Below are 14042 nucleotides of genomic sequence, written 5' to 3' on the forward strand. Positions count from 1 at the left end.
GCGCCGGCCGCGTTCAGCCCCGTGGCCGCTAGAATCGCGCCGTACCCCTGCGCGAGCCCGCCCGTGACCCTCAGCCCCTACAGCCGCTCCGAACACCTGCGCTCGCTCTGGCCGTGGCTGCCGCTGTGGGCGGCGGTGGCGCTGCTGGCGATCTTCTCGCATGGCCCGATGCCGCTGTATTCCACGCGCACGCTGGCCGTGGCGTGGGAGATGTGGCACGGCCACCACTGGCTGGTGCCGCACATCAACGGCGCGCCGTACAGCGAGAAGGCGCCGCTGCTGTTCTGGCTGATCCACGCCGGCTGGTTCGTGTTCGGCGTGAGCGACGCGTGGCCGCGCGTGCTGGAAGTGATCTTCGGCGGCACCGAGCTGGTGCTGATCTCGCTGATCGCGCGCCGCCTGTTCCCCGATCGTGCGTGGATGGCCAAGGCGGCGCCGTGGGCGTTGCTGGCGCTCGGCTACGGCTTCCTGTTCGGCCTGCAGATCATGTACGACGTGCTGCTGGCGGCGTGGGTGCTGGCGGCGCTGCTGTGCCTCACGCCGACCCTGCGCCGCGAGGAGCCGCGCTGGTGGCTGTTCGGCCTGTGCATCGGCTTCGGCCTGCTCACCAAGGGGCCGGTGATGCTGCTGCACGTGGCGTTCCCGTGGCTGCTCGGGCCGTACTGGAGCGGCTTCGCGCGCGCGCGCCGCGCGCGCTGGTACGGCCGCGGCGCGCTGGCGCTGCTGCTCGGCTTCGCGATGCTGCTGGCGTGGGCGCTGCCCGCCGGCTTCGCGGGCGGCGAGGCCTACATGCACCGGCTGTTCTTCAGCCAGACCGCGGCGCGCGTGATCCACGGCGTGCAGACGGCCGAGCCGCTGCAGAGCCACGCCCGCCCGGTGCTGTGGTACGTGCTGATGCTGCCGGCGCTGCTGTTCCCCTTCTTCGGCTGGCCGCGCGCGTGGGTGGCACTGGCCACGCTGCGCAAGCCGCTGGAGCCGGGCCTGCGCTTCGCCATCGCCTGGGTGCTGCCCACCTTCCTGGTGTTCTCGCTGGTGCGCGGCAAGCAGATGTATTACCTGCTGCCGGAACTGGCCGGCACGATGCTGCTGCTCACGGCGGCCATCGCGATACTGCGCGAACGCAAGCCGCGGCTCGCCGACACCGGCTGGCTGGGCACCTGGCCGCTGGGCATCGGCAGCCTCGCGTTCGCGCTGCTCTTGTTCGTGCTGCCCAACCTGGTGGCGGGCAACCACCTGCATGGCGAGTGGCCCGACGCCTGCGCGCCGTACAGCCGCTACTTCGCCGTGGTGTTCCTGCTGCTGGGCCTGCTGCTGCTGTTGCGAGGACGCGGCGAGCTGCGCCGCCTCGCGGTGGCCGGGCTGGTCGGCACGCTGGCGCTCAACAGCCTGTTCACCCTGACGATGTGGCCGCGCTACGACTTGCGGCCCACCTCGCAGTTGCTCGGCGACACGGAGCGGGCCGGCCACGCCATCGGCTACCTCGGCGACTACGAAGGCGAGTTCCACTTCCAGGGGCGGCTGACGCAGCCGATCCAGGTGCTGGGCAACGAGCAGCAACTCGACGCATTCGCGCAGGCGCATGCCGACGGCGTGGTGGTGGAGCATCCCCGGAAGGTCGATGCGCAAGCCGCGCGCTACGCATTGCTGGTTCAGCCGTTCCGCTCCTCGTGGCTGGTGGTGTGGCCCGCCGCCACGCTGGCCGAGCTGCACGGCGGCGCGACGCCGCCCGAGCCCGCGCAGCCGCCGCAGGTCTATTCCGCCGACGGCGGCAGCGTGCGCATGCAGCCGTGAGCAAGCAGGCGCTGATCGCCAATCTGCGCGGCCAATGCACCGGCCCGCGCGATGGCGCCCTGTTGCGCTATGCGCTGGGCGACGCGCTGCTCGACAGCGGCGATGCGGTGGCTGCCGTCGAGGAGCTGCGCCACGCGCTGCGTTTCGACGCGCGCTATTCCGCAGCGTGGAAGCTGCTCGGCAAGGCGTGCCTGGCGCTGGACGATCGCGCGGGCGCGGCCGAGGCCTGGCGGCAGGGCAGGGCGGTGGCGCAGGAACGCGGCGACAAGCAGGCGGAGAAGGAGATGGTGGTGTTCCTGCGCCGGCTGGAGCGCGGGCCGGCCGATTGACGGCTGCCGGTGCGCGGTGGCCCCGCGCCGCACATGGTTCGCTGCAGCACGCATGATTCGTCCCACCTTGTTATGGTTCGGGCTTTCCGCCGAACGGAGCCTCGCCCATGCGCCTGCGCCCGGCCGCCTTGCTGGCCGTCCTTACCCTGTCCGCCGCAACGCTGGCGCCGCCCGCGCACGCGGCGGACACGCTGAGCATTCCCGCCATCCAGTACCGCGAGCGCACGCTGCCGAACGGCTTGCAGGTGCTCAGCGTGGAGAACCACGCCAGTCCCAACGTGGCGGTGCAGATGTGGTACCACGTGGGTTCCAAGGACGATCCCAAGGGCCGCTCGGGCTTCGCGCACCTGTTCGAGCACCTGATGTTCAAGAGCACGAAGCACATGCACGCCGAGCAGATGGATCGGCTCACCGAGGACGTGGGCGGCGAGAACAACGCGTCCACCGGCGACGACATCACCAACTACTTCGAGGTGGTGCCGAGCAACCACCTGCAGACCCTGCTGTGGGCCGAGGCGGAGCGCCTGTCCAACCTCAACGTGGACGAGAAGAACTTCAAGTCCGAGCGCGCCGTGGTGGAGGAGGAGTACCGCCAGAGCGTGCTGGCCCAGCCGTACGGCAAGCTGTTCAACGCCATCGACGAATACTCCTACAAGGTGCATCCGTACCACCGGCCCACCATCGGCAGCATCCCCGACCTCGAGGCCGCGAAGCTGCCGGACGTGATCGCGTTCCACAACACGTTCTACCGCCCCGACAACGCCACCTTGATCGTGGCCGGCGACTTCGATCCCAAGCAGCTCGATGCGTGGGTCGATCAGTATTTCGGCTGGATCCCCAAGCCCGCCACGCCGATCCCGCAGGTGGACGCGAAGGAGCCGAAGCGCGGCAAGGACGAGCGCTACACGGTGACCAGCGCGACCGCGCCGCTGCCCGCGGTGGCGATGACGTGGCTGATCCCGCCCGCCGCCGACGGCAAGGATCTGATCCCGCTGCAGGTGGCCGCCGCGCTGCTGTCGCAGGGCGATTCCTCGCGGCTGTACCAGTCGCTGGTCTACCGCCACCAGGTGGCGCAGCAGGTGGGCGCCGATGCCGACGGCCGCGTGGGGCCGGGGCTGTTCACCGTGTACGCCATCCTCGCCAGCGGGCATACCACCGCCGAGGCGCAGAAGCTGCTGCACGAGGAGATCGTCTGGCTCGCCACCCAGCCGATTCCCGCCGCCGAGCTGGACAAGGTGAAGACCCAGCTGCTGACCAGCGAGCTCAGGCAGCGCCAGACCGCGCAAGGCGTCGCCTTCGCGCTGGGGCAGGCCACGCTCACCGAGGGCAGCCCCGCGCGCGTCAACAGCGACCTCGACGCCCTGCAGAAAGTCACCGCGGAAGACGTGCACCGGGTGTTGCGCGACTACGTCACCGGCGCGCACAGCGTCACCATCGACTACATGCCGGAGTCCAAGGCCGGCAAGCAGGGAGACGCGAAATGATCCGCCGCCATCGTTCTTCCGGCCTGCTCCGTTCGGCCGTCCATACGGCCATCCTGTGCGCCTTCGCCGGCAGTGCCCTGGCCGGCGGCGCGGATTTCCCCGCCACGCCGCCCGCGCCCGGCCCGGCGCCGCAGCTGCGCGTGCCCGCGCCCGTGGCGCAAACCTTGCCGAACGGGCTGGAGGTGGTCAGCGTGCGCCGCGCCGACCTGCCGCTGGTCACCGCGCAGCTGGTGCTGCGCAGCGGCGGCGAAATGGATCCGGCGAACGAGGCCGGCCTCGCCGACCTCACCGCCAACCTGCTGGCCAAGGGCGCCGGCGGCAGGACGGCGCCGCAGATCGCCGCCGCCGCCGAAGCGCTGGGCGGTTCGCTGCAGGCCGCCGCGGGCTGGGACGAAAGCGCGGTGGGCATCACCATCACCACGCCCAAGCTGGCGCAGGCGCTGGATCTGCTGGCCAGCGTGGTGCGCCATCCCGACTTCGCGCCGGACGAACTCAAGCGAGCGCAGGCGCAGGCGGTGGACGACCTGCGCCTGATGCTGAGCCGGCCCATCGCACTGGCCTCGCTGGCGGCCAGCCGCGCGGTGTTCGGCGATGGCGCCTACGGCCATTCGCGCACCGGCACGCCGGCCTCCATCGCCCGCATCACGCGCGCCGACGTGGAGCGCCTGCACGGCGCGCTGTACCGCCCCGACAACGCCATCCTCGTGCTGGCCGGCGACGTCACGCCCGCGCAGGCGCTGCAGCTGGCGCAAGCCAGCTTCGGCGACTGGCGCAAGCCCGCCACCCCGCTGCCGGCCAAGCCCGGCGGCCGCGGCGACGGCACGCTGCCCGCGTTGACCCTGATCGACCAGCACGGCGCGGGGCAGGCCGGGGTGGTCGCCGCGCACGTCGCGCCGCCGCGCACGGACGCCGACTACTACGCCGGCGTGGTCGCCAACGCGGTGCTGGGCGGCTCGTATTCGGCGCGGCTCAACGAGGAGATCCGCATCAAGCGCGGGCTCTCCTACGGCGCCAGCAGCCGCCTGCAGCCCATGGCCAGCACCGGGCTGTGGCTGGCCGCTGCGCAGACCAAGAACCCCTCGGCGCCGCAGGTGGTGCAGCTGATGCGGGAACAGTTCGCCGGGCTTGGCGACGAGCCGGTGCCCGCGGCGGAACTGGCCGCGCGCAAGGCCACCCTGGTCGGCGACTACGGCCGCAGCCTGGAAACCACGGCCGGCCTCGCCGGACAGGTCGCCGAACTGGCGGTGTATGGCCTGCCGCTGGACGGCATCGGCCAGTACATCGACAAGGTGCAGGCGGTGACGCCGCGGCAGGTCGAGTCCTACGCGCACAAGCACCTCGATGCGAAGCACGTGCGCGTGGTGGTGGTCGGCGATGCCGCGCAGTTCGCGCCGGCGTTGCGCAAGGCCGATGCGAAAGCCGAGCTGCTGCAGGCGGACACGCTGGATCTGGACAGCCCAAGTTTGCAGCCGCCCGCCGCCAAGGATTGAAGCGCTACCCCGGAACCCCGGCCCTGGCCGGGGTCTTCATGTCCCGCGTGCGCGTACCCGCACGCGGCATTGTTGCGGCTGATGCAACGGTGCTTTCAGCTGCAGGCAACGCTGGATGACGAAGGTTCATTTACAATACTGCTCGGTTCAGTACGTAAATCTTCCTCCCCTGTCCCCACAGGCATCCACCATGAAAATCTCCCCGCGCTTTCTTCGCCCCCTCGTGGCGGCTGGCCTGGCGTTCGCCGCCCTGCCCGCCGCCGCCACCCATGTCGAACTGCAGGTCGGACGCAGCTACATGGAAAGTTATGGCGCCAACACGGTCTTCGTCGAAGGCGTGTTCGCGGAACACGCCTTGGGCAACACCGGCCTGGCGTGGTCGCCGGACGTGTCGCTGGGCTGGATCAACGGACGCGACCCGGCGCGTTACCGGCTGTACCGCTACTCCACCCGTCCGGACGCCTGGCTGGGCGCGGCGGGCGTGCGGCTGCGCTTCGCCAACGCCAATGCCTGGTACAGCCCGCTGTTCTTTTCCTTCCAGCCGGCCCTGCACGGCGGACGCACGCTGGCGCTGAGCTCGTCCTACGAGTTCGTCAGCACGCTGGGCTGGCAGGAGAAGCACTGGAGCCTGCAGATCCGGCACGTTTCCAACGGCGACCTGCACCTGCCGAACCGCGGCGAGACGATGGCGCTGCTGGGCCTGGGCTTCGATTTGTGAGCGTCTGACGCGACAACGGCCCCGCGGGGCCGTTGTCGTGAACGCGTCAGTGTCCGCCGCCGGCCGCCGGCCCGGCCTTGGGCGTGAACGGCGGCTTGGCCAGCCAGATCACCACGACCAGGCTCAGGAAGATCCAGCCCAGCGCGTGCAGGATGTCGTTGAACGCCATCTGGAAGCCCTGCTGCGTGATGAGGCCGTTGATCACGCTGGCGCCGCGCTGCGGGTTGCCGTGGCTGAACTGCTCCATCGCCGCCTGCGCGACCGGGTTGTACGGGTTGATGTGCTCGGTGAGCTGCTCGTGGTGGTTCACCGCATGGCGCGTCCACATCAGCGTGGTGATCGAGGCGGCGAAGCTGCCGCCCAGCGTGCGCAGGAAGGTGGCCAGGCCCGAGCCCGCGGCGATCTCGTTGGTCTGCAGGTCGGACAGCAGGATGGTCAGCGTGGGCATGAAGAACAGCGCCACGCCCAGGCCCTGCCACAGCTGCACCATCGCCACGTGGTAGAAGTCCACCTGCACGTAGAAATCCGAGCGCATGAAGCAGGTGCCAGCCATCACCACGAAGGACGCCGCGGCGAGCAGGCGCAGATCCATGCGCGTGGCGTACTTGCCCACGAAGAAGGTCAGCAGCACCGGGATGATGCCCAGCGGCGCGGTGGCGAAACCGGCCCAGGTGGAGGTGTAGCCCAGCGTCTGCTGCAGCCACAGCGGCACCAGCAGCGAGATCGAGAAGAACGCGGCGTAGGCCAGCACCAGCGCCAGCGTGCCGGCGCTGAAGTTGCGGTGGCGGAACAGCTTGAGGTTGACGATGGGATCCTTGTCGGTGAGCTCCCAGATCAGGAACACCGCTAGCGCGATCGCCGCGACGACGCTGGTGATCACGATGAAGCTGGAGTTGAACCAGTCTTCGTCGTTGCCCTTGTCCAGCACGATCTGCAGCGCGCCCACACCGATGATCAGCGTGATCAGGCCCACGTAGTCCACGCGCGGACGTTCCAGCGTTTCCGGCTTCTCGCGCAACTGGTTCGCCACCACCATGCTGGCGAAGAAGCCGATCGGCACGTTGATGAAGAAGATCCACGGCCACGAATAGTTGTCGGTGATCCAGCCGCCGAGGATCGGGCCGGCGATCGGCGCCACCACCGTCACCATCGACAGCAGCGCCAGCGCCATGCCGCGCTTCTCGGACGGGTAGGTGCCGATCAGCAGGCTCTGCGTGATCGGGTACATCGGCCCCGCCACCGCGCCCTGCAGCGCGCGGAACAGCAGCAGCATGCCCATGCTCTGCGACACGCCGCACATGAGCGAGGTGAGCGAGAACAGGATGGTGCACCACACGAACAGCTTCACCTCGCCGAAGCGGCGGGTGAGGAAGCCGGTGAGCGGCAGCGAGATCGCCATGCTCACCGCGAACGAGGTGATCACCCAGGTGCTCTGGTCGTTGCTCACGCCGAGGTTGCCGGCGATGGTCGGTAGCGACACGTTCGCGATGGTGGTGTCCAGCACCTGCATGAAGGTGGCCAGCGACAGCCCGATCGTGGTGACGGCGAGATTCGGCGGACGGAAATGGGTGCTCATGGAACCGTGTCGGTCGTGGATTCGGTGTTTCCCTCTCCCGCTTGCGGGAGAGGGTGCCCGGAGGGCGGGAGAGGGAGCGTGCGGAGCGCAGTGTCGCCAGCTTGCCAGGCCCTCTCCCCCAACCCCTCTCCCGCAAGCGGGAGAGGGGTGCGTCTCATCACTTCGAGCTGCCCGCCATGTTGGCGTGGATGATTTCGGCGATCAGCGCATCAGCCTTGCCCGACTGCTTTTCGTACACGTCGGTGCTGAAGGCAGGCTGCGTCGGCGGCTGCTGCGACAGCATCGGGCCGCTCTGGTCGTGCAGGTTCACCTCCACGTCGAGCGACATGCCGATGCGCAGCGGATGCTTGTCCAGCTGGGCTGGGTCGGTGAACACCACGCGCACCGGGATGCGCTGCACGATCTTGATCCAGTTGCCGGTGGCGTTCTGCGCCGGCAGCAGCGAGAACGCGCTGCCGGTGCCGATGCCCAGGCTCTCCACCTTGCCCTTGTACTTCACCGCACCGCCGTACACGTCGGACTCGATCTCCACCGGCTGGCCGATGCGCATGTGGGTGAGCTGGGTTTCCTTGAAGTTGGCGTCGATCCACACCTGGTGCAGCGGCACCACCGCCATCAGCGGCGCGCCCGGCGCCACGCGCTGGCCCAGCTGCACCGAGCGCATCGCCACGTAGCCGGTCACCGGCGCGACGAGGGTGGTGCGCAGGTCGTCGAGGTAGGCGGCGCGCAGCTTCGCGGCGGCGGCCTGCACGTCGGGGTGCGAGGCGACCACGGTGTCGTCCACCAGCACCTTGCTGGTCTGGTACTGCTGCTGCGCGGCGACCAGCGCGCTCTGCGCGGCGGTCAGCTCGTCGCGGGCGTGCGACAGCTCCTCGGCGGAGATCGCGCCGGACTTGGCCAGCCCGACGCGGCGGTCGTAGTCGGCCTTGGCCTTGGCCACCGCGGTCTGGCGCGCCTCGACCAGCGCCTGTTGGCCGTTGACGCTGGAATACAGGCCGCGCACCTTGCGCACGGTGGCGGCGAGGTTGGCCTTGGCCTCGGCCAGCGCCACGTCGGCGTTGGACTTGTCCAGCTTCACCAGCACGTCGCCCTGCTTCACCAGGTCGCCGTCGTCGGCGCCGATGGTGACCACGGTGCCGGGGATCTGCGGGGTGAGCTGCACCACGTTGCCGCCCACGTAGGCGTCGTCGGTGCCCTCGTACCAGCGGCCTTCGAGGAAATACCAGGCGGCCCAGGCGATCGCGGCGAGCACCACGATCACGCCGAGCGCGCGCAGCAGGAAGCCGCGCTTGTTGTTCTGCGGCGCGGCGGCCGCGGTGGGGTTCTGGCTGGACATGGCGTGCCTCAGGAATGCTGTGCGGATGCGGGGGATTCGGATGCGGACGGCTGCTGGCCGGCGTCGGGGCGGTAGCCGCCGCCGAGCGCGCCGATCAACTGCACGGACTGGTCGACCTGCTGCGCCTTCACGGCGGCCATGCGCTGCTCGGCGACGAGCAGCTGCTGGCGCACGCTGAGCGCTTCCAGGTAGCTGCCCACGCCGGCCTTGTAGCGCTGTTCGGCGAGCTGCCACGCGTCCTGCGCGGCGGCCAGCGCGCGCGACTGCGCCTCGGCCTGTTCGGTGAGCGACTGCGCGGCGTCGACGTCGTCGGCGACCTCGTTGATCGCGCGCACCAGGGTCTGGTTGTACTGCGCCACGGCGAGGTCGTACTGCGCGTCCCTGGACGAGAGGTTCGCGCGCAGGCGGCCGCCGTCGAAGATCGGCAGGCTCAGCGACGGCGCCACGCTGTAGAAGCGCGCGGGCAGCTGGAACAGGCTTTCGCCGCCCACCGAGATCAGGCCGGCCATCACGCCGAGGTTGAGGTTGGGCAGGAACGCGGTCTTCGCCGCCTTGATCTCCCTGCCGGCGGCCTGCACATGCCAGCGCGCGGCGACCAGGTCGGCGCGATGGCCCACCAGATCCACCGGCAGGTTGGCCGGCACGGCGAGCTGGGCGGGTGACAGCAGCTGCGGGCGGCCGATCTCGCGGCCGCGATCCGGGCCCTTGCCCAGCAGCACCGACAGCGCCGATTGCGCGGCGTCGATGGCGCGGCCGGCGGCCACCAGCTGCTCCTGCGCGCTGGCCACTTCGGCGTCGCCCTGGCGCAGCTGCATCCGGTTGTCGATGCCGGCGGCCACGCGCTGTGCGGTGAGCTGGCGTGCTTCGCCCGCGCGCTGCAGTTCCGCCTTGGCCAGATCCTGCTGGGTGTACGCGTAGCCGAGCTGCACGTAGGCGCGCGCCACGTTGGTGGAAAGCTCCACGCGCGCGGCGCGGGCCTCGACCTCGGCGGCGCGGGCCTGGCCCACCGCCGCTTCCCAGGCGGCGCGCTGGCCGCCCCACAGGTCGAGGTTCCACTTGAAGCTGCCGTACACGTACTTGGCCGGCGCCATGTGGCCGTTGCCCAGGCCCGGCACGGTGGTGGGGATGCGCGCCTCGGCCACGCTGCCGCCCACGTCCAGGCTGGGCTTGCGCGCCGCGTCGGCGGCGCCCGCCGCCGCCTGAGCCTGCCGCGCGCGGGCATCGGCCACGGCCAGCGAGGGGTTGTCGGCCAGCGCTTCGGTCATCAGGGCGTCGAGCTGGGGATCGCCCAGGCCCGTCCACCAGTCGGCCGTCGGCCACGCCGCGCTGGCCGGCACGTTGGCCAGGCTGCGCGCGGACTGCAGCGAGGACGGCTCGATCGGCGTGCCGTCGGTATGCAGGCCGCCGCTGCTGGCGCAGCCGGCCAGCGCGAGGGTCAGTCCGACCGCTGCCGCAAGGGAATGCAGACGCATGGGCTTTCGATCCCGGTGTAAGTCAGTTCTTGGTGCGGAGCGCGCTCAGCACGCGCTCCAGGTAGTCGTGCAGATGGTGCCGTTCGTCCGCGCTGAGCGAGGCCTGCGCGGCGGCCAGCACGCGGTCGTTGCAGCTGGTGAGGTGCTGCCACAGCGCGTTGCCTTCGGCGGTCAGCTCGATGCGCAGCGCGCGGCGATCCTGTTCGTGCGGGCAGCGGCGCAGGTGGCCCTTGCGTTCGAGCTGGTCGAGCTGGCGGGTCATTGCGCCGCCGTCCAGTTCCACCGCGCGGGCCAGTTCCGTGGCGCTCATCGGCCCCAGCAGGGCCAGCCGCTTGAGTATCAGGAACTGGGTGAATTTCAGATCCAGCCCCTTGGCGGCGATCTCCGCCTCCATGCTGCGCACCAGCTCGCTGCGCACGAGGCCGAGCAGCACGCCGAGGCTTTCGCGAGGCTGGGATTCGGGGTGTGGAGCACTGTTCATGGCCGCGCATTCTATTGCCGCAGGAGTATTTGTCAAGGCAAATATCTCTACGGCCAATTTTGTTTCGGCAAAATTCATCCGTGTGATGATCGGCGTGCCTCCAGTTCGTCCCGCACCAGGTGGCGCAGCGCCGTGTCGCGGATGGCGAACAGCTCGAACACGCCCAGCGCCTGCAGCGCGGGCAGCACGGCCAGCAGGCGGGGTTCGGCCCGGCGCCGCGCCGCTTCGGGCGTGACCGGGTCGAGCATCTCGTGGGCGCAGGCGACGAACGTCTCCAGCGGCGAACGGAACGGGGTGGCGATGGACGGCGAGGACGTGGACATGCGGGCTCTCCGATGGGAACGCCGGGACAGGCGGACGAGGGAGCAGGGGAACCGCGGGCGACGGCAGCGGCGAGGGGTGCGGGCAGCTTACGCACGCGGGCGCGCAAACTGATAACGTTATTTGGTCAACAAATAGCGAGAAATGGACATGGGCACCTGGCACGAGCAGTTGCACGACCGCATCGAGTGCGCCGAAGGCCCCGCCGTGATCGCCTATTGGGACGAGGGCGAGGCGGCCAGCGAGCAGAGCGGCGAAACCCGCACACACGACTGGCACCGCCACCTGCGCGGGCAGGTCTACTGCATCGAGAGCGGCCTGGTGCATGCGCGCACCCGCTACGGCTCGTGGCTGCTGCCGCCGCATCGCGCGGGCTGGATGCCGCCGGGCGAACTGCACACGGTGAGCGTGAGCGGGCCGATGAGCGGCTGGGGCGTGTTCCTGGCGCCCGATGCCTGTGCCGGCCTGCCCGATCGCCCGTGCGTGATCGGCAGCAGCGAGCTGCTGCGCGCCCTGGTGCGGCGCGCCAGCAACTGGGTGTTCGCCGAGCGGCTGGAGCCGGAGCAGGAACGCGTGTGCGCGGTGCTGCTGGACGAGTTGCGCCGCGCCCCGCAGGAGCCGCTGCACCTGCCGATGCCGGTGGATCGCCGCCTGCTGCGCATCGCCCAGGCGGTGCTGCAGGAGCCGCAGGACAACCGCGGCCTGGAATCCTGGGCCAGGCGCGCCGGCCTGTCGGTGCGCAGCCTGAGCCGGCTGTTCCGCCACGAAACCGCGCTCAGCTTCGCGCAATGGCGCCAGCAGGCGCGGTTGAGCCGCGCGCTGGAGCGGCTGGCCGAAGGCATGTCGGTGGCGCAGGTGGCCGAGGCCACCGGCTACGCCAGCACCAGCGCCTTCATCGCGATGTTCAGGCGCGCCTACGGCCAGTCGCCGGCGCGCTATTTCGAGCGCGCCCTGCCGGTCGCCGGCTGAGTCCGGGGCTTTCAGCGCCGCCGCTCCAGCAGTTCGTCGCGCACCATCGTCGCCAGCGCGGCGTCGCGGATGGCGAACAGCTCGAACACGCCCAGCGCGTGCAGCGTGGGCAGCACGGCCAGCAGGCGCGGTTCGGCTTCGCGGCGTACCGGCTCGGGCGTGGTCGGATCCAGCATCAGTTGCGCGTTGACCACGAAATCGGTCAGTGCGTCGGTTTCCGGTGGCGCGTGGCCGGCGGTTTCGTTGTCGGCGATCAGCAAGGACATGGCGACCTCCTTCCAATGCAGCAGGGACGTGGGATACGGCTTGGACGTTACCGGCGGCGTGAGCGGCGCTTCCATCCGAAGCGTGCGGCCGGCGGCCGGTTCCGGCGGCGCATTGCGCGCGGCCGCGGCGTCCCGGGCGGAGGCGAAATCCGTTCGTGACGAACGGGCCGGGACAGCCATTGGATCGATGGGGAACCATCACCATAGATGCACGAGCGGCCCTGCGGCAGTCATGTCCCGCTGCTGGTATTCCCACCACCACCCGACGCCACACGCATGCAGCATTCCCGGCAACGCACCGAGTTGAAGGCTTTCCTGCGCAGCCGCCGCGCCGCGCTCGCGCCCGAAGAAGTGGGCCTGCCGCGTGGCGGGCGCCGGCTCACGCCCGGCCTGCGCCGCGAGGAAGTGGCCGCGCTGGCCGAGGTGGGCATCACCTGGTACACGTGGCTGGAGCAGGGGCGCGCGATCAACGTTTCCGCCACGGCGCTGGCGCGCATCGCGCGGGCGCTGCGGCTGGGCACGACCGACGAGGCCTACCTGTTTTCGCTGGCCGGCCTGGCGCACGCGGAGCCGGTGCGCAACCACGTGGTGCTGCCGTCCACGGTGCAGGGCGTGCTCGATCTGTACCAGGCGCCGGCCTTCGTGCTGGATCCGGCATTCGACCTGCTGGCATGCAACGCGATGGCCGACGCGCTGTACCAGTTCGGCGAATTCCACGGCCGCTTTGCCGCCAACCACTTGTGGAATGCGTTCATGAATCCGGCACGGCGGCGCCTGTACGCGCCGTGCTTCGAGCCCGGCATGCTCAACCTGCTCGGCATTTTCCGGGTGAACCAGGCCGCGCATCCCGACGACCCGCGCTTCGATGCGCTGATCGAGGCGCTGTCCGATGCCTGCCCCGATTTTCTGCCGCTGTGGCAACGGCACCAGGTTGCGCCACTGACGGCCTGGATCGCGCATTTCCGTCATCCGGAATTCGGCGAGGTGCGCGTGCACTCCAACCGCTTTCCGCTGCGCGATGCCGATGGCACCGCCAGCGGCGCCACCGCCTTCTTCTTTGTGCCGGAGGACGCGGCCACCGCCGCGAGCTTCGCACGGGCGGCGCGGCGCTTGCAGCACGCCGGGGCGGCGATGGCCGCAGCTGTCTGATGCGCCATCGCGAAAACGCTTGGCATGCCGCGGCAGGCGGGCCTAGCATGCGTCGCTACGCATCCGTGCCGTGCAGAAAGGGGATTGCCATGTTCCGTCCGTTGCTGTCCGGATTGTTCGTGCTGGGACTGCTGCCGGCCGCAGCGCTGGCGGGCGAAAGCGGTTTTTGGCAAGCGCCCGCCATCCAGGGCGCCGGCAAGATCCACCCGCTGCCGCAAGCCGCCTACCAGCCCGACCGCAACGCCACCTACAAGGCGGTGTTCGTGCTTGCCGAGGGCGCCGCCAAGCCGGACGAGGTGAACCCGGGGCTGGCGCGCGTGGCGCGCGCGGTGAACCTCTACGTGCAGTCCGGCGTGCCGCTGGATCACCTGAAGTTCGTAGCCGTCGCTCTGGGCCCGGCCACGCCGCTGGCGCTCGACGACGCGCACTACAGAAAGAAATTCGGCGTGGACAACCCGAACCTGCCGGTGATCGCGCAGCTGCGCAAGGCCGGCGTCGACGTGGCCGTGTGCGGGCAGGCCTGGGCCGGGTTCCACTTCGACTACGCGTGGAAGGACGGCAGCGTCACGCTGGCCCTGTCGGGGCTCACCACGGCCATCGACCTGCAGCAGCAGGGCTATGCGCTGATGCCGTAGGCGCATTCCGCCGCCGCCACCCAAG

Annotated in this window: 14 protein-coding genes; 8 read left to right on the top strand and 6 right to left on the bottom strand. The window is 70.2% G+C overall.

Annotated features, from left to right (window positions below; genetic code table 11):
• The first annotated feature begins 63 nt into the window (after positions 1–63).
• The 5 genes from ACZ5Z2_RS00265 to ACZ5Z2_RS00285 all read left to right on the top strand — a co-directional run bounded on the left by ACZ5Z2_RS00265 (position 64) and on the right by ACZ5Z2_RS00285 (position 5812).
• The gene (locus ACZ5Z2_RS00265) at positions 64–1791 is read left to right on the top strand and encodes an ArnT family glycosyltransferase (RefSeq protein WP_464759987.1); all 1728 of its coding nucleotides are present in this window, start codon (positions 64–66) and stop codon (positions 1789–1791) included.
• Complete coding sequence (locus ACZ5Z2_RS00270; RefSeq protein WP_464759988.1) at positions 1788–2120, top strand: hypothetical protein; 333 nt, start codon at positions 1788–1790, stop codon at positions 2118–2120. Before ACZ5Z2_RS00265 ends, ACZ5Z2_RS00270 begins: the two co-directional genes overlap by 4 nt.
• A 107-nt stretch (positions 2121–2227) precedes the next feature.
• Complete coding sequence (locus ACZ5Z2_RS00275) at positions 2228–3604, top strand: M16 family metallopeptidase (RefSeq protein WP_464759989.1); 1377 nt, start codon at positions 2228–2230, stop codon at positions 3602–3604.
• Entirely contained in the window at positions 3601–5094 is a 1494-nt protein-coding gene (locus tag ACZ5Z2_RS00280) for a M16 family metallopeptidase (RefSeq protein WP_464759990.1), read from the top strand. The genes ACZ5Z2_RS00275 and ACZ5Z2_RS00280 overlap by 4 nt, the downstream gene beginning before the upstream one ends.
• A 190-nt stretch (positions 5095–5284) precedes the next feature.
• Positions 5285–5812, top strand: coding sequence for a lipid A 3-O-deacylase (locus ACZ5Z2_RS00285; protein WP_464759991.1), 528 nt, complete (start codon positions 5285–5287; stop codon positions 5810–5812).
• A 46-nt stretch (positions 5813–5858) separates the two neighbouring features.
• Here ACZ5Z2_RS00285 and ACZ5Z2_RS00290 read toward each other — a convergent pair whose 3' ends face one another.
• From ACZ5Z2_RS00290 to ACZ5Z2_RS00310, 5 genes are all read right to left on the bottom strand, one after another.
• On the bottom strand, positions 5859–7388 hold the full coding sequence (locus ACZ5Z2_RS00290; protein ID WP_464759992.1) for a DHA2 family efflux MFS transporter permease subunit: 1530 nt from the start codon (positions 7386–7388) through the stop codon (positions 5859–5861).
• A 157-nt stretch (positions 7389–7545) separates the two neighbouring features.
• Complete coding sequence (locus ACZ5Z2_RS00295; RefSeq protein ID WP_464759993.1) at positions 7546–8724, bottom strand: EmrA/EmrK family multidrug efflux transporter periplasmic adaptor subunit; 1179 nt, start codon at positions 8722–8724, stop codon at positions 7546–7548.
• Between the two features lie 8 nt (positions 8725–8732).
• The gene (locus ACZ5Z2_RS00300) at positions 8733–10196 is read right to left on the bottom strand and encodes an efflux transporter outer membrane subunit (protein ID WP_464759994.1); all 1464 of its coding nucleotides are present in this window, start codon (positions 10194–10196) and stop codon (positions 8733–8735) included.
• Between the two features lie 22 nt (positions 10197–10218).
• Positions 10219–10590 carry a MarR family transcriptional regulator gene (locus ACZ5Z2_RS00305; protein WP_464761740.1) on the bottom strand — a complete coding sequence of 124 codons (372 nt, stop codon included), beginning with the start codon at positions 10588–10590 and terminating at the stop codon, positions 10219–10221.
• Between the two features lie 161 nt (positions 10591–10751).
• Positions 10752–11000, bottom strand: a complete 249-nt coding sequence (locus tag ACZ5Z2_RS00310; RefSeq protein ID WP_464759995.1) for a hypothetical protein — start codon at positions 10998–11000, stop codon at positions 10752–10754.
• A gap of 148 nt (positions 11001–11148) precedes the next feature.
• Here ACZ5Z2_RS00310 and ACZ5Z2_RS00315 point away from each other — a divergent pair, with 148 nt between their 5' ends.
• A complete protein-coding gene (locus ACZ5Z2_RS00315) occupies positions 11149–11967 on the top strand; it encodes an AraC family transcriptional regulator (protein WP_464759996.1) in 819 nt (272 codons plus the stop codon).
• An 11-nt stretch (positions 11968–11978) separates the two neighbouring features.
• On the opposite strand, the gene ACZ5Z2_RS00320 is transcribed toward ACZ5Z2_RS00315, so the two are convergent.
• Positions 11979–12233, bottom strand: coding sequence for a hypothetical protein (locus ACZ5Z2_RS00320; protein ID WP_464759997.1), 255 nt, complete (start codon positions 12231–12233; stop codon positions 11979–11981).
• A 276-nt stretch (positions 12234–12509) separates the two neighbouring features.
• Between ACZ5Z2_RS00320 and ACZ5Z2_RS00325 the strand changes: the two genes are divergently transcribed.
• Both ACZ5Z2_RS00325 and ACZ5Z2_RS00330 read left to right on the top strand, forming a co-directional pair.
• Positions 12510–13382: a helix-turn-helix transcriptional regulator gene (locus ACZ5Z2_RS00325; protein ID WP_464759998.1), complete on the top strand. Its 873-nt coding sequence runs from the start codon at positions 12510–12512 to the stop codon at positions 13380–13382.
• Between the two features lie 89 nt (positions 13383–13471).
• Positions 13472–14017, top strand: a complete 546-nt coding sequence (locus ACZ5Z2_RS00330) for a DsrE family protein (protein ID WP_464759999.1) — start codon at positions 13472–13474, stop codon at positions 14015–14017.
• Positions 14018–14042 lie beyond the last annotated feature (25 nt).

The organism is Rhodanobacter sp. G1, assembly GCF_055397855.1.